Source organism: Arthrobacter sp. FX8 (assembly GCF_026723805.1).
In the GTDB taxonomy this organism is placed as follows: Bacteria; Actinomycetota; Actinomycetes; order Actinomycetales; family Micrococcaceae; genus Arthrobacter.
In genome coordinates, this window is the sequence record NZ_CP113505.1 from 3,389,875 (window position 1) to 3,410,146 (window position 20,272).

Here is a 20,272-nt window from a genome sequence, read left to right on the forward strand (position 1 = left end):
CGCCTGGCTCCGGCGCGCGGGTTTCAAGGGATCAGAGCCTCAATGGCTCAGATCAGCGCGTCCGACAGGTGGTTCGGGGTGCCGAACCGGTGTGCCGTGATGCTGACGGCCTGCTCGTGCAGGAACGGAAGCAGTTCCACGCGCCCGGCCTCTGTGACGGCGTGGGCATAGATGGCCACGTCCGGCCGGCCGCCGGTCGCATCGGCGAGCGCGGAAGCGTCGCCGCCGATCAGGCGGATGCGCGCACCGGACAGTTTGCCCGCGGAGGCGAGGCCCGCCGCCGAAGCCAGCCAGCCGGCGTCGGACTCCACCACTACGTCGATATCAAGGGCGGTGAGCACGGAGCGCAGCTGGGCGGGAAGTTCGACGGCGGTGGACACGGTGACTGCCGAACCCGCCAGCACGCCGGCCGCCACAGTCCGGACGAGGTGCGCCAGCGGCGCGCCTTCGGAGAGCCGGATGGTGACCGGCAGGCTCCGGTAGCGGAAGATGTTGCGCTCGGCGCTGAGTCCGGAGACGTCCTTGGCGGTGCCGAACTCATCGGCCCACGCTTCGGCGTCGGAGGCCAGTGCGCGCTGGACGGATTCGAGCTCGGCGGGCTGCAGGGCGGGGCCGGCGGCGTTGACGATGCGCCGCACGCCGGGGTGGGTGACAGCGGCATTCGCCGAGGCCGTTCCCGGCGCCCAATCGCCGAGCCCGGCCAGGTAGTTGGGGCCGCCGGCCTTGGTTCCGGCTCCGACGGCGGACTTCTTCCAGCCGCCGAACGGCTGGCGCTGCACGATGGCGCCGGTGATGCCGCGGTTCACATAGAGGTTGCCGGCCTGGATGGTGTCCAGCCAGATGCCCAGCTCCTCGGAGTTCAGCGAGTGCAGGCCTGCGGTGAGGCCGTACTCGATCTGGTTCTGGATGGCGATGGCCTCTTCCAGCGTGTCAGCGGTCATCACACCCAGGACCGGGCCGAAGAACTCGGTCAGGTGGAAGTAGGAGCCGCGCTTGACGCCGTACCGCACGCCGGGGCTCCACAGCCGCCCGGTGTCATCCAGCTTCCGCGGTTCCACGGCCCAGTTCTCGCCGTCGCCCAGGGTGGTCAGGGCGTTGAGGAGTTTGCCGTTGGCGGGCTCGATGATGGGGCCCATCTGGCTGGTGGGGTCCTGCGGGTAGCCCACCTTCAGGGACGTCACGGCGTCAATCAGCTGGTTGTGGAAGCGCTTGGACTTGGCAACCGAGCCCACAAGGATCACCAGCGAGGCCGCGGAGCACTTCTGGCCGGCATGGCCGAACGCGGAGTAGGCCACATCCTTGGCCGCCAGGTCCAGGTCCGCGCTGGGCGTGACGATGATGGCATTCTTGCCGCTCGTTTCAGCAAGCAGCGGCAAGTCCTTGCGGAAGGAACGGAACAGCTCGGCGGTTTCGTAGCCGCCGGTGAGGATCACGCGGTCCACGGACGGGTGGCTGATCAGCTGCGGGCCCAGTTCCCGCTCCCCCAGCTGCACCATGGTCAGCACGCCCTTGGGCACGCCGGCTTCCCACAGGGCTTCGATCATCACGGCGCCGCTGCGTGCGGCCTGCTTGGCAGGCTTGATGACGACGGCGGAGCCGGCGGCGAGTGCCGCGAGGGTGGACCCTGCGGGGATGGCGACCGGGAAGTTCCAGGGCGGCGTGACAACGGTGAGCCTGGCTGGGACGAACGTGGCGCCGTCGACCGTGTCCAGCTTCCGCGCGGACGCGGCGTAGTAGTGGGCGAAGTCCACGGCTTCGCTGACCTCGGGGTCGCCCTGGTCGATCGTCTTGCCAGTCTCGCTGGCCATGACCTCCAGGAGGTCGGCCCGGCGGGCTTCCAGAATCTCTCCGGCCCGGTGCAGGATCTCGGCGCGTTCGTTGCCGGAGAGTTCTCCCCAGGCCTTGCCCTTTTCCACGGCGTTGGCGATGGCCGCCTTGAGGGTTGCTTCATCGTTGATGAACGCGGCCTTGACCGAAGCGTTGCCCAGGGTGGAGGCCGGGACGCGTTCCAGGATGGCGCGGCCCCAGGTGCGGTTGGCCGGCAGCGCGGGATCGGTGTCCGGGGTGTTCTTGAAACCGGCGTGCGGCATGGGCTCCGGCGGGAGGTTGCGGTCCTGGCGGCGGTTGGGCAGCGGCACGCTGTTGTCCAGGGCGTCGAGCGAGGACAGGAAGCGCTGCTTTTCGCGCTCGAAGAGGCCTTCGTTCTCGCTGAGTTCGAAGACGGCGGACATGAAGTTTTCCTGGCTGGCGCCTTCTTCCAGGCGGCGGATCAGGTAGGCGATGGCGACGTCGAACTCGGAGGGGTGCACCACGGGGGTGTAGAGCAGCAGGGAGCCCACGTCCTTCTTGACGGCCTCTGCCTGGCCCTGCGCCATGCCCAGCAGCATCTCGAACTCGATGCCGGACTCCACGCCGCGCTGCTTGGCCAGGAGCCAGGCGAAGGCGATGTCGAACAGGTTGTGGCCGGCCACGCCGATTCTGATGTTCTGGATCCGGTCCGGGTGCAGCGCGTAGTTGATGACCCGCTTGTAGCTGGTGTCCGAGTCCTGCTTGGTGCCCCAGGTGGCCAGCGGCCAGTCATGCAGGGAGGCCTCCACCTGCTCCATGGGCAGGTTGGCACCCTTGACCACGCGGACCTTGATGCCGGCGCCGCCCTTGGCGCGGCGCTCGGCGGCCCAGTCCTGCAGGCGGATCATGGCGGAGAGTGCGTCCGGGAGGTAGGCCTGGAGCACGATGCCGGCCTCGAGGTCCTTGAACTCGGGCTTGTCCAGGATCCTGGTGAAGACCGCGATGGTCATGTCCAGGTCCTTGTACTCCTCCATGTCCAGGTTGATGAACTTGGCCTTCTTTCCCGGGCCGGCGAAGGAGTTTGCGCGCTGGAAGAGCGGGGTGAGCTTTTCGACGACGTGTTCCACGGCTTCATCGAACGCCCAGGCGGAGTGCGGGGCCACGGTGGAGGAGACCTTGATGGAAACGTAGTCGACGTCGGGACGGGCCAGCAGCGTGTGCGTGCCCTCGAGCCGGCGGGACGCCTCGTGCTCCCCCAGGACTGCCTCGCCGAGGAGGTTGACGTTGAGCTTGATGCCGTCCTTGCGGATCTTGGCGATGGCCGGGCCCAGCTTGGCGTCGGTGGCGTCAACGATCAGGTGGCCCACCATTTCACGGAGTACCCTGCGGGCGATGGGGATGACCACCTGCGGCATGACGGGGGCCATGGTGCCGCCGAGGGCCACGGCGCTGCGCATGTACCAGGGCAGGAAGGCCGGGACCTTGGGGGCGAGCTTGGCCAGGTTGCGGGCCGCCACGTTCAGGTCCTCGGGACGGACCACGCCGTCCACGAAGCCCACGGTGAAGTCCAGGCCGTTGGGGTCCTTCAGCACGCCGGCCAACTGCTCGGCGGAGGCGTCCACGGGGACCTTGGAGGCCTCGGTGAGCCAGCGGCGGACCAAGGCGACTGACTCATTGGCGAGGGCCTTTGCCTGGGGGACGTCGACGTCGACGGTCAGCGGTGCGGTACCGGCTGAAGTTGCTGGTTCCATTGCAACGTGGGTCATGATTTTTCCCGATCTTTCTTGCCGTGGGAGAAGGTCTTTCCATCAGTATGAGCTTCTGCTCACATAAGATAAAGCGATCTTTTCCAACTAATACAGGTTAGGAAAACCGATGATTTGCCGCCCTGGTTCCGCCCCCGCACGCCCGCTCACCTTTGACGCCCGAAACCTCAACGCCCGCTCACTTCCGGCAACAAACAGCGAACCCCCGCTCACTGGGTGAGCGGGGTTCGCTGCGGGACGCCCATAAGTGAGCGGGGGTTCCCGGAAAACCCGCCGGATGTGAGCGGGCGTCCCGGAGGTGGGCTAGGCGAGGGGGCGGTGCAGCTCCACGAGCTCCTCATGGCGCGGGCTGTTGGGGTTCATCAGCGAGTGCTTGCGGCCGTAGCCGAAGTAGATGGCCAGGCCGATGATCAGCCACACCACGAACCGCAGCCAGGTCTCCCAGTGCAGCTGCAGCATCAGGAAGGCCGAGGCAAGGACGCCGAAGGCCGGAACCAGGGGCATCAGCGGCAGGCGGAACGTGCGGGGGGCGTCGGGGCGCTTGTAGCGGAAGATGATCACGGACAGGCAGACGACGACGAACGCGGCCAGGATGCCGATGTTGGTCAGGTCAGCGACCGCCTTGATGGGGAACACGCCGGCAAGGAAAGCGGACGCGATGCCGCCGATCCAGGTGACGCGCTGCGGGGTGCCGTGGCGGTCGGTCTTGGAGAACCAGCCGGGGAGCAGGCCGTCGCGGCTCATGGAGAACCAGACACGGGTAACGCCCAGGAGGAACGTCAGCATCACGGTGAGGATGGACAGCACGGCGAACACAGAGATGATGGTGGCGATGACCGGGAGCCCCACGGAGGTGAAGGCCGAGGCGAAGCCCGCCTTGGGGTCGATGTCCTTGTAGTTCTGCATGCCGGTGAGGACCAGGGTGGCGGCAACGTAAAGCAGCATGGCGATGATGAGCGAAAGCACGATGGCCTTGGGCATGTGCTTCTTGCCGTCCTTGGCTTCCTCTGCCGCGGTGCTCATGGCGTCGTAGCCGAACACGGCGAAGAAGACAGTGGCGGAGCCTGCCACCACGGGACCGAAGCCGCTGGGCATGAACGGGTTGTAGTTGTTGGTGTCGATGTAGAAGATGCCCAGCCCGATGATGAAGAGGATCAGGATGACCTTGATGGCCACGGCCACGAGTTCGAACCGGCCGAACGCCTTGGTGCCGCGGGAGAGGATCCAGGTCACCAGCAGGCAGACCAGGATGGCGGGAATGTTGACGATGCCGCCCTTGCCCTCGTCTGCGGTGGAGGTCATCCAGGTGGGCAAATGGATGCCGATGCCGGCGAGGAAGGCGTCAAGGTAGCCGGAGATGCCGATGGCCACCACCGCCACAATGGCAATGTATTCCAGCAGCAGGTCCCAGCCGATGAACCAGCCGATCACCTCGCCGAGCGCTACGTAGCCATAGGTGTAGGCGGAGCCGGCGCGCGGGATCATGCCCGCGAACTCCGCGTAGGACAGGGCTGCGGCCGCTGAGGCCAGGCCTGCGATCAGGAAGGAAATCAGCACCGCGGGCCCCACCCCGGGTGTTCCTTCGCTGCCGGCGGCCACCAGTCCCGCGAGGGAAAAGATGCCGACGCCGATGATTCCGCCAACGCCGATGGCGGTGAGCTGCCACAGGCCAAGGGACTTGAACAGTCCGCTGTGCTTGTTTTCTTCTTCGATGTCATCAATAGGCTTGCGCCGCATGATCGATTGGCTCATATCTTTACTGCTCATCAGGAACTCCTGCTTGGGGTGCGACCCCGCCGCGGCACGCCAAGGAAACTGGCTGTGACGGGGGTAACTCGGTTTCAACAGTATGCGTGCGCGGTTGCGTTAGATAAAGTGACTACTTCTAACCTATATTCATTAGTTTCAGTTAGGAATCCATCATGCTTGACGTCCGCAGGCTTCGGCTGCTCCGCGAGTTAAGCATCCGGGGGACGCTGGCAGAGGTGGCTGAGGCACTGCAGTACAGCCCGTCGTCGGTATCCCAGCAGCTGGCCCTGCTGGAGAAGGAAGTGGGCGTGGAACTGCTCCGGAAGACCGGGCGGCGGGTGCAGCTCACACCCCAGGCGGAGGTGCTCGTGGCGCACACGGCGCAGCTGCTGGAAACCATGGAGCAGGCCGAAGCGGACCTGGCCGCGTCCCTGACCACAGTCACGGGGACGGTGCGGATTGCCGTGTTCCAGTCCGCGGCGCTGGCCCTGATGCCGGACACCCTCACCCGCATGGCCACCGCCTACCCCGAGGTCCGGATCGAGATGATCCAGCGCGAGCCCGAGACCGCGCTGCATGAGACATGGGCGCGCGACTTCGACCTGGTCATCGCCGAGCAATACCCCGGGCACGCCGCCCCGCGCTATCCGGAGCTGGACCGGGTAAAGCTGACCACCGACGCCATCCGGCTGGCGGTCCCCCCGGCGTCCGACGGCGGCCCGGCCATTCGCGGAATCGAGGACACGGCGCACCTCGCCTGGGTCATGGAACCGAGGGGTGCCGCGTCGCGCCATTGGGCGGAACAGGCCTGCCGCAGCGCCGGCTTCGAGCCCGATGTCCGCTTTGAGACCGCAGACCTGCAGGCCCAGGCACGCCTGATCGAGTCCGGCAATGCCGTGGCCCTGATGCCGGACCTGGTGTGGACCGGCCGCGGCACCACGGCCCAGCTGCTGGAGCTTCCCGGCAAGCCGCACCGCACCATCTTCACCTCGGTCCGCCGCTCCAGCGCCCAGCGCCCGGCCATCCTGGCCGCCCGGGAGACCCTGGCTGCGGCCGCCGCCGCAGTGGCGAGGGACGACGCCGGGTGACCGGCCGCCGTCGTACGCACCCTTCCCTGCGCCGCCACACAGCACGTCGTTGCGCAGGTGCGCACCCTGCGCAGCGATCCCCGGCATCACTGCGCAGCAGCGTACGTGACTCTTGTGTTTCCTGCGTCACTGCGGGCAGAAGGCCGCAGGTCTAGACTGGAGCCGTTATGAATCGAACAATGTTCAAGTCCAAAATCCACCGGGCCACCGTCACGCACGCCGACCTGCACTACGTTGGGTCGGTCACCGTGGACCTTGACCTGCTCGAGGCCGCCGACATCCTCCCCGGCGAGCTGGTGTCCATTGTGGATGTCACCAACGGCGCGCGGCTTGAGACCTACACCATCGCCGGCGAGCGCGGCTCCGGCGTGATCGGCATCAATGGTGCAGCGGCGCATCTCATGCACGAGAACGACATTGTCATCCTCATCACCTATGCCCAGATGACCACCGAAGAGGCCAAGGCCTACGAGCCCCGCGTGGTCCATGTGGATGAAAACAACCGGATGATCCAGCTGGGCAACGATCCCGCAGAGGGCCTCACCCCCGGGATGATGCGCCCCCTTTCGCGCTTAACAACGCCACCCTGTAACCGGAGCGTGCAACCCGGTCCTTTACTCCAGTGCGCCCAAAAGGCTGATCCTTGCTAGGGGTGCTGGCCGGGTTCTTCGTGGTCTGGTGCATCATCCTGGTGGGATGGTTCGTGGGCCGGCGGAGGATCCTGGGCGACAACGCCCGGCCCGTACTCAGCGGCCTCACCTTCTTCGTCGCCAGCCCGGCGCTGCTCTTCGAAACCCTCAGCAAGGCCCGGCTGCAGGAAGTGTTCGCCGAACCGCTGCTGGTTACCGCGGCGGCGGCCATCACCACCGCCGCCATCTTCTTCGCCGTCGCCAGGTTATGGCTGAAGCGGGCGCTCCCCGAATCGCTGATGTCAGCCATGTCAGCATCGCTGGCCAACTCGGCGAACCTGGGTATTCCCATCGCGGTATATGTCTTGGGCGACGCCAGCTACGTGGCCCCGCTGCTGATCTTCCAGCTGGCGTTCTTCACCCCGATGTTCCTGATGATCCTTGACTCGAGCACCAGCACGCACCGCACCACTGCCCTGGGCTTCTTCCTGATGATCCTGCGGAACCCCATGATTGTGGGCTCCGGCCTGGGGCTGCTGGTGGCCGGCACCGGATTCCAGGTTCCGGCGCTGGTGATGGAACCCATCCACCTCATTGGCGGCGCGGCGATTCCCGCCATGCTGATCGCTTTCGGGATGAGCCTGAACGGCACCCGCCCGCTGCAGGCCTCGGCCGGGCGGCGCGTGGACACCCTGCTGGCGAGCGGCTTCAAGCTGGTGGTCCAGCCGGCCCTTGCCTATGTTTTCGCGCGCTTCGCGCTGGGGATGGACGGCCATGCCTTGTTCGCGGTGGTGGTCACGTCGGCCCTGCCCACCGCGCAGAACGTGTTCGTGGCCGCCAGCCGGTACCAGACGGGGCTCACCGTGGCGAAGGACACCGTGCTGATCACCACCGTGGTGGCAGTGCCGGCGATGATCGGCGTCGCGCTTTTGTTGGCATAAGCCTGTAAATCTGTTGAACCGCACACCCAGCTTGGAGGGCTGATGAACACTGTTCTTGACACCGTGGTGATCGGCGGCGGCGCCATGGGCTCCGCCGCCGCGTGGGCGTTGTCCCGGCGCGGCCGGCAGGTAACGCTGGTGGAGCAGTTCGGTCCCGGGCACAGGATCGGCGCATCCCACGGGGCAACACGGAACCTGAACCCGGGCTACCACCGGCCCGAGTACGTGGACATGCTGGCCGAGGGGCTGGCCCTGTGGGACGAGCTGGAGCAGGAAAGCGGCACACAGCTGCTGGCGCGCACCGGGATCGTCAACCACGGCCCCGGCGGGGACCTCCAAAAGGTTTCGGCTGCCCTCACCGCTGCCGGGATCCGTGCCGAGTTCCTGGACCCTGCCGCGGCGCATGAACGGTGGCGCGGCATCCGCTTCGACCAGCAGGTCCTGCACATGCCCGACGGCGGCCAGCTCAACCCGGAAGCCGCGTTGCCCGCCTTCCAGCGGCTGGCCACCGCCCGGGGCGCCGAGATCAGGCACCACACCAAGGTGGTGGACTTTGTGGTGCTCGACGACGGCGTGCGGCTGACGCTCGAATCGGCTGCGGGCACCGAGGTGGTTACGGCAGCGCAGGCAGTGGTGACGGCAGGCGGCTGGACCGGGAAGCTGCTGGATATTCTCTCCGGCAACGCGTCAGGCGTGGACGCTGGCGGGATCCGCCTACCCCGCCTCCGGGTGACGCAGGAGCAGCCTGCGCATTTCCGGGTGGCGGACGCCGGCGCCGTGTGGCCCGGCTTCAACCACTATCCGGGCCCGGACTACCGGGGCTGGTACTCCCCTGTCTATGGCATGCAGACTCCGGGCGAGGGCATCAAGGCCGGCTGGCATGGGGTGGGACCCGTGGTGGACCCGGACCACCGCGACTTCCGGCCCGAACCGACGCAGCTGGCAGCGCTGCAGGACTACGCGCGGCAGTGGCTGCCCGGCGTCGACCCCGATGACCTCGAGGCCATCAGCTGCACGTACACCACCACCCCGGACGAGGACTTCATCCTGGACCGGGTGGGGCCTGTCGTGATCGGCGCCGGCTTCTCCGGGCACGGCTTCAAGTTCACCCCCGTCATCGGACGGATCCTGGCCGACCTTGCCACCGGGGCCCGGCCCGCGCCGTCGATCTTCCGAGCCTCCCGGTAGTCATCCCCCGGCGGGCATCGCGCCAGCCGGCATTCCGCTAGACGGCGCGGCCATGGCTGGAGCCGCCTTCGGGGCTGGACACGGGTTCCGGATCGACAGGTTCCTTCACAGGTTCTGCGGCAGGATCCGCTGTTTCGGCCTTGACGGCGGGCATGGCCAGCACCGCCGCGACGGTCAGCAACCCAGCCACCAGCGCGGCCAGGAACACAGCCCCGGACGCGGCCACCACGGTGGCGGGGTCCCCCTCGCCGCCGCTGCTGCGGCCGTAGATGGCGTTGGCCACGGCACCGAACACGGCCACGCCCAGCGCACTGCCGATGGAGCGGGCAAACATGTTGGTGCTGGTCACCACGCCGCGTTCATCCCAGGGGACGCTGGACTGGGCGGCGATCAGGGTTGGCGTGGCCAGCAGGCCCAGGCCGAGCCCGACGACGAAGCAGCTGACGGCGATCAGCGCAACGTTGGGGGCGCCGGCGGTCAGCGACAGGATCAGCAGGCCCGCCACGGAAATGGCGATGCCGATCAGGGCCGTGGACTTGAAGCCGATGCGCAGGTAGAACCTGCCGGCCTGCGAAGCGCTGAGCGGCCAGCCGAGGGTCAGGGCTGCCAGGGCCAGGCCGGCCACCAGGGGCGAGGAAGACAGTGCTCCCTCCAGGAAGGTGGGCACGTAGGAGGTGAGGCCGATCATCACCGTGCCAACCCCGAAGGACACCAGGGCGGTAGTGGCCAGCAGGCGCCGCGATACCACCCAGGAGGGCAGGATGGGTTCGGCCGCGCGCCGCTCCACCAGGAGGAACGCGGCCAGCAGGACTGCGCCCACCACGAAGACGCCAATGCTGATGGGCGAATTCCAGGCCCAGGCCTGGCCGCCCTGGAGGGCGCCGAGGATCAGCAGGCCAAGGGAGCCGGCCAGGAGCACGGCGCCGGCGTAGTCCACCTTGTGCTTGGCGCGTTCCACGTTTTCGTGGAGCGTGCGGACCAGCATCCACCCGGCCAGCAGGCAGAGCGGGACGTTGACCAGGAAGATGCCGCGCCAGATGCCCAGCGCGGAGAAAATGCCGCCCAGGCTGGGGCCAACCACCGAGGAAACAGCCCACACGCTGGCCAGGTAGCCCTGGACCTTGGCGCGCTCCTGCAGCGTGTAGATGTCGCCCGCGATGGTGATGGACACCGGAAGCACCGCGCCGGCGCCCAGTCCCTGCAGGGCCCGGAAGGCGATCAGCGACGGCATGCTCCAGGCGAAGCCGCACAGCACGGAGCCCAGCAGGAACAGGCCAATGCCGGTCAGGATGATGGGCTTGCGGCCCGCCATGTCCGAAAGTTTCCCGTAGATGGGTACGGTGACTGCCTGCGCCAGCAGGTAGGCGGAGAACAGCCAGGGGAAGGACGAAAAGCCGCCCACGTCACGGACGATCGACGGCACGGCCGTGGCCACGATGGTGGAGTCGATGGCCACGAGTCCCGTGGACAGCATCAGTGCGATGAGGATGGGTCCGCGTTCGGACCGGAACCCCACTCCCTGGGCGCGGGCGGTCGTCATCAGTCTCGTTTCAGTAATGTGGGTCCCTGTTACCTCCACTCTACGTACCCACGACGGGAGCCGACTATCTCCTGTCCTGGTGTTCGTCCAGCAGCCGGGCACAGCGGATGAAACCCAGGTGCGAGTAGGCCTGCGGATGGTTGCCCAGGTGGGTCTCGGTGCCGGGGTCGTATTCCTCGGGGAGCAGCCCGGTGGGGCCGAAAAGGTTCACCAGCTGGTCAAAAAGGTCCCAGGCCTCATCGATGCGGCCCACGGCCACGTACGCCTCGATCAGCCAGGTGGTGCAGATGTGGAACCCGCCCTCCAGGCCCGGCAGCCCGTCGTCGTACCTGTAGCGGAAGACCGTTGGCCCCACCCGCAGCTCCCGCTCCACAGCGGTGACGGTGTCCAGGAAACGCTGGTCCGTGACGTCCAGCAGGCCGGAGAGACCGATGTGAAGGACGGCGGCATCCAGGTCCGGGCTGTCGTAGGCAACAGTGTAGGACTTCGCGGACTCGTCCCAGCCCTCACGGAGCACTTCCGCACGGATCGTGGCTGCCGCCGGCGCCCAGGCCGGGTCCGGCTCCCGGCCGTGCCGCGCCGCGGTCCGCAGCGCGCGGTCCAGGGTCACCCAGCACATCACCTTTGAATACACGTGATGCCGTGCCGCCCGCCGGGCTTCCCAGATCCCGTGGTCCGGCTCATGCCAGCGGGCCAGGACCGCCGAGGCCATCTGGATCATCAGCTCCCAGTGGTCGTCGGCGAGCGCGCCCTCGCGTTCACTCAGCGAGTGGATGAGTTCGGCCACCGGCCCAAAGACGTCCAGCTGGACCTGGTGGTCCGCCGCGTTTCCGATCCGCACCGGACGGGAGCCCGCGTACCCGGGAAGGCTGTCGACCACGGCTTCCGTGGACAGCGGCGCGCCCGTCACCGAGTAAAGGGGGTGCAGCCATTCGGGGCCGGGTGCGTGTTCGAGGATCCGGCCCAGCCAGCCCAGGAATCCGGCCGCCTCCGCCGTCGAGCCCAGGTCCACCAGCGCATTGACGGTCATGGAGGCATCCCGCAGCCAGCAGTACCGGTAATCCCAGTTCCTGGTCCCGCCGATTCCCTCGGGCAGGGAAGTGGTGGGGGCCGCGAGTACGGCGCCCGTGGGTTCATGCACCAGGGCGCGGAGCACCAGCGCCGACCGCCGTACCAGCGAGGGCTTGACCGATGGCAGGGAAAGGTTCTGCACCCACTGCCGGGCATGGAGCGCCACCCGGGCCCGCCGTTCCGTCTCCCCGCCGGGGTCCGCGGACTGCGGTTCGGTGTCCCCGCAGCGGAGGTTGAGTACCACGGGCCCGTCCTGGAGGTTGACGGATGCCGTTGCCGTGGCATGGCGGCCGTCCGAGGTGATGCTGAACGCGGCGCCCGGCGCGAACAGGATGATGGGCTCCGAGGTGCCCAGCACATGCAGTTCCCCGCCCCGCGCCTCCATGCTGAACGGGGCGTTGGCGTAGTCCGGCCGCGGAGCAAACGTGATCCTGGCTGCGCCGTGGCCCGTCAGCACCCGGACCAGGCTGGTGATGCCTTCCGGTGCGGGCTCCAGGTAGTCGGTGACCGTGACGTCCGCCCAGCGGGTTTCGACAATCATGGTGCTGTCCACGTAGCGCTGTCCCAGCACCTGGGAGGCTTTGACCGGTTCCACCGAGAAGTGCCCGGCGGCATCGCCGCCCAAAATGTGGGCGAACAGTGAACCGGAGTCCGGCAGAGGGTGGCTCATCCAGCAGATCTTCGCGTCGGGCGTCAGCAGCGCGGTGGAGGAGCCGTTGCCGATCATCGAGTGGCGTTCAAGGCCAACCGCGTCCTCCCCGAACAGCCACGCCCGCCGCAGTTCGAAGAGGAACGCCAGGACGCGGGCGAAGGATTGGGGGTCGCGGAGGCGGTGCGGGGCTGCCGTCTCGCCCGGGCCCACGTGCAGCCCGAGGTCGGGCCCGCGCAGGGTGGCGATGGCCAGTTCGTCGCTGGCGGCGTCCCCGGCGAACATGGCCGCGCTGGCCCCCAGCCGGGACCTGAGGGTCTCCAAGGCCTCGCCCTTGGACGGTTCCACCACGGACAGGTCCAGCACCGAGCCGTCCACAATGAAGAACAGCCCGTGGGCAGCAGCGATCTGCCGGGAAATTTCCGTCACGGTCGCCACCACGTCCGGCCGGGCCGGCCGGGTGTGCACCGAAACTGCCACCGGTTTGCGTTCGATCCAGATGCCCTCGTGGAAGCCGACGGCCTCGTTGAGGGCGGCATTGACCTTTTGCAGGACGGACTCGGTGGCCAGGGTCTGCGCGTGGGCGAACCCCATGTCCGCTTCGGCGCCGTGCGAACCGATGAGGTGCACCTCCGCGGGCAGCCGTGACACCGCTGCCAGGTCACGCAGTGAGCGGCCCGAGATGATCGCCGCATGGGTATTGGGCAGCGCTGCCAGCGCACGAAGCGCAATGGCCGCACTCCCCAGCGGGAGCGTCTCGGTGGAGATGCCTTCGGCGTCGCACAGCGTTCCGCCGTAATTGCAGGCCACCAGGAGGCTGGGGACGCGGGCCAGCACCTTGAGTTCCGTGAGCAGGGCGGGGGTCAGCCCGTTGTCCGCCGCATCGGACTGGATGAAGGCGCGCAGCATGTCCAGCGGAAGGGACCGTGTGAGCAGCGCGGAATCCGCCACGCTCTGGTTCAATGGCGTCGGCATCCAAAACCCCTTTGAGGCAGGGCCAGGCCGGGAACACAGCCGCACGGACGGTCCGCGGGCTACCGGTTGGCGCCCCGGGGTTCCGGGTGGATGACCCGGGGCACATCCCATCCTCAGCCCGGGCAGTTACCCCCGGAAGTCCCCTTCATTGCGTATGTGTAAAAGTCCGACCGACCGAGTGGCGTTGCATGTTGCGCACCGGCCGGCAAACCACAGCGGCTACACCCGGACCAGCCCGGCCGCCTCGGCCAGGAGTTCCACGGACCGCAGGCGCGCCTCCGTCCCCGGGCTCTGGTGCGCCACGATGAGTTCGTCTGCATCGGCGTGCTTTCCAAAGCTGTCCAGGTAGTCAATGACGACGTCGGGCGTCCCCACTGCGGAGTACGTCATCATTTGTGCCATGTGGCGTCCCTGCGGCGAGTCCAGGATCATGTCCGCCTCGTCGTCGGTGAATTCGCGGCCGCCGCCGAAGAACAGGGAGACGCGGGCGCGCTTGGTGGCCTGGAACATGGCCTGCGCCTCGGACGCGGAGTCGGCGGCGATGACGTTGACGCCGGCGATCACGTGCGGCGCGTCCAGCTGGGCGGACGGTTTGAACTCGCTGCGGTAGATGGCCACCGCGTCCTGCAAAGCGGCGGGGGCGAAGTGCGAGGCGAAGGCGTAGGGCAGGCCCAGCTGCGCGGCCAGGCGGGCGCCGAACAGGGACGACCCCAGGATGTACAGCGGCACGTTGGTCCCCTTGCCCGGGGTGGCCTCGACGCCCTCGATGCGGGTGGGGCCGGTCAGGTAGCCCTGCAGTTCAAGGACGTCCTGCGGGAAGCTGTCGGCGGACATCGGGTCCCGGCGCAGGGCGCGCATGGTGTTCTGGTCACTGCCCGGGGCCCGGCCCAGGCCCAGGTCGATCCGTCCGGGGTGCAGCGTTTCCAGGGTGCCGAACTGCTCTGCGATGGTCAGCGGGGAATGGTTGGGCAGCATGACGCCGCCGGCGCCCAGCCGGATGCTTTCGGTGTGCGCCGCCACGTGGGCGATCAGCACGCTGGTGGCGGAGGAGGCGATGGAGGACATGTTGTGGTGCTCGGCGTACCAGACGCGCCGGTAGCCCAGCTTCTCGGCGTCCTGCGCCATGGCCACGCTACCTGCGAAACTCTCCGCCGCCGTCTGGCCTTTGCCGATGGTTGCCAGGTCAAGGATGGAGAGGGGAAGAGTCACGTCAGGTGCCGGCCTTTCAAAATGTTTCGTAGGGGGTGCCGGCCGGATGGCGGCGGGCACGTGATGCATAACGACGGCGGGCCCCGCCTTATTTCTGTGAGCTGGGGAATACTCAGCATACTGATGAGGTTGCCGCCCCTATGAGCCATGATTCAACGAAGCAGCTGGAACTGTCCGCAACGATCGACCTCAAGGACCTGGGAACCGTGCACCGGCTGGGTTTTGGTGCCATGCGCATTGTGGGTGACGGCGTCTGGGGTGAGCCCGCAGACCGGCAGGCCGCCGTGGCCGTGGTGCGCCGCGCCGTCGAACTCGGCGTGGATTTCATTGACACCGCCGACTCGTACGGCCCCAACATCAGCGAGGAAATCATTGCCGAGGCCCTCCACCCCTACAAGGAGGGGCTGAAGATCGCCACGAAGGTGGGCTTCACACGCACGGGGCCCAACAAATGGGTTCCCGTTGGCCGGCCGGAATACCTGCGCCAGCAGACGGAACTGAGCCTGCGCAAGCTGAAGGTGGACACACTGGACCTGCTGCAGCTGCACCGCATCGATCCCAAGGTGGACGCCGAGGAGCAGTTCGGCGTGCTGCGGGAGCTCCAGGACGAAGGCAAGGTCCGCGCCCTGGGCCTGTCCCAGGTGGGCGTGGCCGAACTCGAAGCCGCCGGAAAGCACTTCACGGTGTCCACCGTCCAGAACCGCTACAACCTGACGGACCGCAGCTCCGAGGACGTGCTGCGCTACTCCGAGGAGAACGGAATCGGCTTCATCCCGTGGGCGCCGATCTCCGCCGGCGAGCTCGCCCGGCCGGGCGGACCGCTGGATGAGGCCGCCAAGCGCCTTGGCGCCACCACCTCCCAGGTGGCCCTGGCCTGGCTGCTGCGCCGCTCCCCCGTGATGATGCCCATCCCCGGCACCGGCTCCGTGCAGCACCTCGAAGAGAACATGGGCGCCGCAGGCATCACGCTCGACGACGATACGTACGCGGAGCTTGAAGCGGCCGGCAAGTAAAGCATCAGAGACAGGAGAAACACCATGGCAAACATTTTGATGGTCGTCTCGGCCGCGGATTCCCTCACCATGAAGGACGGCAGCGAGCACCCCACCGGCTACTGGGCAGAGGAACTGGTGGTGGCCCACCAGACCCTGACGCAGGCCGGCAACACCGTCCACATCGCAACCCCCGGCGGCCGGAAGCCCACCGTGGACCAAGTCAGCCTGGCTGCCGAATCGGCCGGTGGCGAGGACCGGGCACAGGGCTTCCGGGACTACCTGGAAAAGATCGACGGCGAGCTGGCGCACCCGCTGGTGCTGGCCGACGTCGACGCCGCAGCGTATGACGCCGTGGTGATGCCCGGCGGCCACGGCCCCATGGCGGACCTCTACAAGGACGCCGACCTGGGACGCCTTCTGGTGTCAGCCAACAGGGACGGCAAGATCATTGCGCCGTTCTGCCACGGTCCGGCGGGGCTGCTGCGTGCAACGGACGACGACGGCGGGTTCGCGTTCAAGGGCCGGCGTTTGACGGTCTTCACCAACGAGGAGGAGCTGGGCGGCGGGACCGGGGAGAACACCCCGTGGCTGGTGGAGGATGCGCTGAAGGAGAAGGGCGCGGTGATCGAAAACGGTGCCGCCTGGTCCTCCAACGTGGTCCGCGACGGCAACCTCATCACCGGGCAGAACCCGCAGTCCAGCGAGGACGTGGCCAAGGAAGTCCTAGCTGCCCTCAGCTGAGCAGTGCCGCTTTCCGGGCAATAGCAGAGGGGACCAGTTCGCAATGAGCTGGTCCCCTCCTTGCGGCGCGCGTCATTGGGCGCCGGCCCGGCAGTGCTACTTCAGCTTAAAGTTCGCACTGATGAAGCTGCCGTCGTTCGCCGTCATGGTCAGCGTGTAGCAGCTGCCGGCCGTGGCGGGCGTCTTCCAGTTGTAGATGAACTGGCCTGACGTGGCGTCGTACCGCAGCGAGGTGTTGCCGGTGGCTGTGGTTTCGATGTCGTCGATCGGGCTCAGGAGCGAGCAGGCCACTTGCTTGGTGGTGAACTTGGCAAGTGCCGGATCAGTCAGCTCGGTAGCACCGGCGAAGATCTCGAACTTCGCCGGAACCGTGCTGCCGTTCTTCACCGTGTTCAGGACACCGTTCATGTCCACCGGCTGGTAGAACCCCTTCAGCGTCCAGGCCTTGACCGTGTAGGTCTGCTCCACCGTTGTGGTGTTGCCGGCCAGGTCGGTTGCCGTTGCCTTGAGCGTGTGCGTCCCGTTCTTGGTGTCATAGCCGGTGACCGCGCAGCTGCCCGAGAGGCCCGAACCGCCGCTGTCCGTTGCCGTGCAGGTGGGTTTGGCGGCGGTGGAGCCAAAGAAGCTGTCCCCCACGACCGAGTCGAAGGAAACGGCGGGCGCCGTTTTGTCGACCTTGAAGGTGGCCGAGGTGGCGCCTTCAGGAGTGGTGTTGCCGGCGCCATCCGTGAAGGCGGGGCTGTTCACGGTCACCGTCCCACCCTCGCCGGTGGTGGTCCGTGACTGGGTTGCGGAGGCAGGACCTGACACGTCGTCAGTTCCTGTAAAGGTGGCAGTGACGTCTGTGTTGTACCAGCCGTTGCTGTTGGCCTGCGTCGTGGCCCCGCTGTAGGCGACCTTCGGCGCGGTCTTGTCAATCCTGAACGACTTGGTGGTGGCCCCGGTGGGTGTGGTGTTGCCGGCGTTGTCGACGAAGGCAGGGCTCGGTACCAACACGTCCAAGCCCTCACCGCTGGAGGTTGCCGCCTGGGAGGAGACAGCCAGCCCCGATGTCTTGTCCGTGGCTGTAAAGCGGGCCTCGACGTCCGATACGTACCAGTCGTTCAGGCCCAGGGTGCCGAACGCAACGTCGGCGTAGCTGACATCCGGTGCGGTCTTGTCGATTTTGTATGACCGGGAAACGGCACCAGCGGCGGTGGTATTGCCCGCGTTGTCGGTGAACGCAGGACTCTGGACCGTCACCGCCTCGCCTTCCCCGGCAGAGGTTACAGTTTGCGTTGCGGTGAGCGGTCCGGAGATCAGGTCCGTGGCGCTGAAGTCCGTCTGGACATCGGAGGTGTACCAGCCGTTGGTGCCGGCGGTTCCGGTTTCATCGGCGTAGCTTACCTCCGGAGCCGTCTTGTCGATCTTGAAGGTGTGTGAAGCCGCGCCCTCCGCGGCGGTGTTGCCCGCAATGTCAGTGAAAGACGGGCTGTTTACCTGGACTGCCGGTCCTTCGCCGGAGGAGGTCACCTTCTGTGATGAGGTCAGCAATCCCGAAGTGGCATCCGATCCGGTAAATGTGGCATCCACGTCGGACGTGTACCAGCCGTTGGTGCCGGCGGTTCCCGTTGCGTCTGTGAAACCAACCGTGGGGGCGGTGCCGTCCTTCTTCAGGTTGACGGTTTGAGTGGCCGCAGTCCCACCGGAGCTGGAGGCGGAACAGCTGAAGTCGGTAGCCACCTGGTCCGCGGCGATGGTCTGGTCCTGGCACCCCGTCTTGCTGAGGGTGCTCAAAGAATCGCTTTCTGTCACCGTCCAATGCAGGGCGACAGCGCTCTTGTACCAGTCGTTCGAGCCATCCGGCGTAGTGGGCGACAGGGTATAGGAAATGACGGGAGCCGACCCGTCAGTGATCCCGTAGGTAACGGAGCTGGCTACGGTGAGTCCGCCCTTGTCCGTGTAGCTGCAGCTGGCTTCCTGCGTGCCGACACCGCCGGCTCCGTCGGCGCCCGAGACGGCACCGAAGGTTGCCGGGAAGGAGCTGTTGCCGTCCTCAACGTCAGTCACGCTGCAGGTTGCGGCAGGAACGGCGCCCTTCGGGTACGAGGCGCCAGCGGTGACGCCGGTGATATTGAGCTTGGGCGCCGTGTTGGACGGCGCGGGGGCAACCACGTTCACCGTGAACGTGGCTGGGGCAAGGTTGAAGGTTCCGCCACTGTTGTTGCTTGCCTGGCTTGCACTCACGGTGGCAGAACCGGCGCTGACCGGGGTGACGGTCAAGGACTTCGTGTCACCGCATGACGTGAAGGTCACCGACGACGGGGACACCGTGGCGACGGCAGGGTTGCTGGAGCTGAGGTTCAGCGTGAGCGTGGTTGCACCTGTCAGGTTGCAGCCGCTCTTGCCATCGCTGCCCGTAGGCGCCACTGCCAGCGTAGTGCTGCCGTTGGCACCGCCGACGTTGAGCGGCATCAGCTCTGCCACTGAGTCAACCGTGCCGTCAAGGTTGTTGAAAATGTCATCGGCGTAAGCCACCCCACCGCCCGCAAGCAGCATGCTTCCCGCAGCTACTGCCGCCGCTGTCCTGGTGCTGGTTCGCCTAAGCAGGCCCGTCCCCCCAGTTGCAGTCTTCCCACCCGGCGAATGATTCATGTTTGTGCCTCCCTCATTTGCCCGCAGCCCATCCGGGCCGCAGCGTATCTCACCGTAAGTTGGGGCACGGGCGGAGAACACGCGTAGTCACCACCTGTCTTTTCCGGCCGGGTACTCGTTTTCTGATGGATCTGTGACGCGCCATGGGGGTAGTGGCCCGGGCTGGGCTGAAATGTGACCGCCGCGGTCCTCCGGTTAACCGCCGTTACTTCCTGTATCCCAGCGTTTCGGGGGCTTTGATTCGCTGTCGGCGGCTGCCGGATAGTTGCTGCAACGCGCACATTCCGTTGCATCTCCACCCCCCAAGGAGGAATCATGGCCATCAAGCCCAAGCCGGCCGCCGTCGTTGCCCTGGCCGTCTCAGCCCTGCTGGGACTGGCTGCCTGCTCCGATCCCGGCGCCTCGGCGGCGACGGCACCGTCGTCGTCCGCCACCAACGCCAGTGGCAAGACCTTCAACCTGTCCCCGGATCAGAACCGCATCACAGCGACCAAAGACCCGTCCGCGGCGGCCCTGGTGCCGGAGGCCATCAAAGCGGACGGCAAGCTGACCGTAGTGACCACCGGCGGGGCGGCGCCGCTCAGCCTGTTCGCCACGGACAACAAGACCCTGATTGGCAGCGAGGTGGACATCGCCTACGCGGTGGGCGAGGCGCTGGGCCTGGACGTGGAGGTCCTGCCTGTGGCGTGGGCAGACTGGCCGCTGGGCGTGGAGTCTGCCAAGTACGAGGCCGTGCTTTCCAACGTGACCGTCACCGAGGCGCGGAAGGAGAAGTTCGATTTCGCCACCTACCGCAATGACCTGCTGGGCTTCTACGCCAAGAGCGATTCCGGCATCGGTGAAATCAAGGAAGCCAAGGACGTGGCCGGCAAGAGGATCATCGTGGGCTCCGGCACCAACCAGGAAGCCATCCTGGTGCGCTGGGACGAGGAGAACAAGAAGAACGGTTTGGCGCCGGTCCAGTTCCAGTATTACGACGACGACTCCGCCTCGAGTCTGGCCCTTCAGTCAGGACGTGCGGACCTGACGTTCGGCCCCAACGCGGCTGCCGCCTACAAGGCAGCGCAGGACGGAAAGACGAAGCAGGTGGGCACATTGAACGGCGGCTGGCCGCTGACGGCACAGATCGCCTTCACCACCAAGAAGGGCAACGGCCTGGCGGTGGCCGCCCAGGCTGCGCTGAACCACCTGATCGAGGACGGCACCTACGCGAAAATCCTGGACCGCTGGGGCCTCTCCTCCGAGGCCATCCAGAAGTCCGAGCTGAACCCGGCGGGCCTGCCCAAGAAATAAGGCAGCCTGCCGACGA

Annotated in this window: 13 protein-coding genes; 7 read left to right on the top strand and 6 right to left on the bottom strand. The window is 66.9% G+C overall.

Annotated elements, in window-relative coordinates:
- Nucleotides 1–47 precede the first annotated feature (47 nt).
- Nucleotides 48–3,554 carry a bifunctional proline dehydrogenase/L-glutamate gamma-semialdehyde dehydrogenase gene (locus OUO20_RS15880; RefSeq protein WP_268002127.1) on the bottom strand — a complete coding sequence of 1,169 codons (3,507 nt, stop codon included), beginning with the start codon at nucleotides 3,552–3,554 and terminating at the stop codon, nucleotides 48–50.
- Nucleotides 3,555–3,857: 303 nt separating this feature from the next.
- Complete coding sequence (locus OUO20_RS15885; RefSeq protein ID WP_026265879.1) at nucleotides 3,858–5,321, bottom strand: amino acid permease; 1,464 nt, start codon at nucleotides 5,319–5,321, stop codon at nucleotides 3,858–3,860.
- Between the two features lie 155 nt (nucleotides 5,322–5,476).
- On the opposite strand from OUO20_RS15885, the gene OUO20_RS15890 reads away from it, so the two are divergent.
- The 4 genes from OUO20_RS15890 to OUO20_RS15905 all read left to right on the top strand — a co-directional run bounded on the left by OUO20_RS15890 (nucleotide 5,477) and on the right by OUO20_RS15905 (nucleotide 9,149).
- Nucleotides 5,477–6,391, top strand: a complete 915-nt coding sequence (locus tag OUO20_RS15890; protein ID WP_018769957.1) for a LysR substrate-binding domain-containing protein — start codon at nucleotides 5,477–5,479, stop codon at nucleotides 6,389–6,391.
- 167 nt (nucleotides 6,392–6,558) lie between these two features.
- Nucleotides 6,559–7,041, top strand: a complete 483-nt coding sequence (panD, locus tag OUO20_RS15895; RefSeq protein WP_268002128.1) for an aspartate 1-decarboxylase — start codon at nucleotides 6,559–6,561, stop codon at nucleotides 7,039–7,041.
- A complete protein-coding gene (locus OUO20_RS15900) occupies nucleotides 7,035–7,961 on the top strand; it encodes an AEC family transporter (protein WP_056391946.1) in 927 nt (308 codons plus the stop codon). Before panD ends, OUO20_RS15900 begins: the two co-directional genes overlap by 7 nt.
- A 42-nt stretch (nucleotides 7,962–8,003) precedes the next feature.
- A complete protein-coding gene (locus OUO20_RS15905; protein ID WP_268002129.1) occupies nucleotides 8,004–9,149 on the top strand; it encodes an FAD-dependent oxidoreductase in 1,146 nt (381 codons plus the stop codon).
- 37 nt (nucleotides 9,150–9,186) lie between these two features.
- On the opposite strand, the gene OUO20_RS15910 is transcribed toward OUO20_RS15905, so the two are convergent.
- From OUO20_RS15910 to OUO20_RS15920, 3 genes are all read right to left on the bottom strand, one after another.
- Complete coding sequence (locus tag OUO20_RS15910; RefSeq protein ID WP_268002130.1) at nucleotides 9,187–10,689, bottom strand: MFS transporter; 1,503 nt, start codon at nucleotides 10,687–10,689, stop codon at nucleotides 9,187–9,189.
- 64 nt (nucleotides 10,690–10,753) lie between these two features.
- Nucleotides 10,754–13,384, bottom strand: a complete 2,631-nt coding sequence (locus tag OUO20_RS15915; RefSeq protein WP_056391950.1) for a trehalase-like domain-containing protein — start codon at nucleotides 13,382–13,384, stop codon at nucleotides 10,754–10,756.
- Between the two features lie 219 nt (nucleotides 13,385–13,603).
- Nucleotides 13,604–14,593 carry an LLM class flavin-dependent oxidoreductase gene (locus OUO20_RS15920; RefSeq protein ID WP_018769951.1) on the bottom strand — a complete coding sequence of 330 codons (990 nt, stop codon included), beginning with the start codon at nucleotides 14,591–14,593 and terminating at the stop codon, nucleotides 13,604–13,606.
- 140 nt (nucleotides 14,594–14,733) lie between these two features.
- Between OUO20_RS15920 and OUO20_RS15925 the strand changes: the two genes are divergently transcribed.
- Together OUO20_RS15925 and OUO20_RS15930 are read left to right on the top strand one after the other, a co-directional pair.
- A complete protein-coding gene (locus tag OUO20_RS15925) occupies nucleotides 14,734–15,606 on the top strand; it encodes an aldo/keto reductase (RefSeq protein WP_056391954.1) in 873 nt (290 codons plus the stop codon).
- 24 nt (nucleotides 15,607–15,630) lie between these two features.
- Nucleotides 15,631–16,329 (top strand): type 1 glutamine amidotransferase domain-containing protein, encoded by a 699-nt coding sequence (locus tag OUO20_RS15930; RefSeq protein ID WP_268002131.1) that lies wholly within the window; start codon nucleotides 15,631–15,633, stop codon nucleotides 16,327–16,329.
- Nucleotides 16,330–16,425: 96 nt separating this feature from the next.
- On the opposite strand, the gene OUO20_RS15935 is transcribed toward OUO20_RS15930, so the two are convergent.
- The gene (locus OUO20_RS15935; RefSeq protein ID WP_268002132.1) at nucleotides 16,426–18,846 is read right to left on the bottom strand and encodes a PxKF domain-containing protein; all 2,421 of its coding nucleotides are present in this window, start codon (nucleotides 18,844–18,846) and stop codon (nucleotides 16,426–16,428) included.
- A 432-nt stretch (nucleotides 18,847–19,278) separates the two neighbouring features.
- Here OUO20_RS15935 and OUO20_RS15940 point away from each other — a divergent pair, with 432 nt between their 5' ends.
- The gene (locus OUO20_RS15940) at nucleotides 19,279–20,256 is read left to right on the top strand and encodes an ABC transporter substrate-binding protein (protein ID WP_018769948.1); all 978 of its coding nucleotides are present in this window, start codon (nucleotides 19,279–19,281) and stop codon (nucleotides 20,254–20,256) included.
- Nucleotides 20,257–20,272 lie beyond the last annotated feature (16 nt).

What these genes read in the sequence shown, in the direction of transcription:
- OUO20_RS15880 (WP_268002127.1), bottom strand. Translation starts at nt 3,554, where the DNA reads ATGACCCACGTTGCAATGGAACCAGCAACTTCAGCCGGTACCGCACCG.
- OUO20_RS15885 (WP_026265879.1), bottom strand. Translation starts at nt 5,321, where the DNA reads ATGAGCAGTAAAGATATGAGCCAATCGATCATGCGGCGCAAGCCTATT.
- OUO20_RS15890 (WP_018769957.1), top strand. Translation starts at nt 5,477, where the DNA reads ATGCTTGACGTCCGCAGGCTTCGGCTGCTCCGCGAGTTAAGCATCCGG.
- panD (WP_268002128.1), top strand. Translation starts at nt 6,559, where the DNA reads ATGAATCGAACAATGTTCAAGTCCAAAATCCACCGGGCCACCGTCACG.
- OUO20_RS15905 (WP_268002129.1), top strand. Translation starts at nt 8,004, where the DNA reads ATGAACACTGTTCTTGACACCGTGGTGATCGGCGGCGGCGCCATGGGC.
- OUO20_RS15910 (WP_268002130.1), bottom strand. Translation starts at nt 10,689, where the DNA reads ATGACGACCGCCCGCGCCCAGGGAGTGGGGTTCCGGTCCGAACGCGGA.
- OUO20_RS15915 (WP_056391950.1), bottom strand. Translation starts at nt 13,384, where the DNA reads ATGCCGACGCCATTGAACCAGAGCGTGGCGGATTCCGCGCTGCTCACA.
- OUO20_RS15925 (WP_056391954.1), top strand. Translation starts at nt 14,734, where the DNA reads ATGAGCCATGATTCAACGAAGCAGCTGGAACTGTCCGCAACGATCGAC.
- OUO20_RS15930 (WP_268002131.1), top strand. Translation starts at nt 15,631, where the DNA reads ATGGCAAACATTTTGATGGTCGTCTCGGCCGCGGATTCCCTCACCATG.
- OUO20_RS15940 (WP_018769948.1), top strand. Translation starts at nt 19,279, where the DNA reads ATGGCCATCAAGCCCAAGCCGGCCGCCGTCGTTGCCCTGGCCGTCTCA.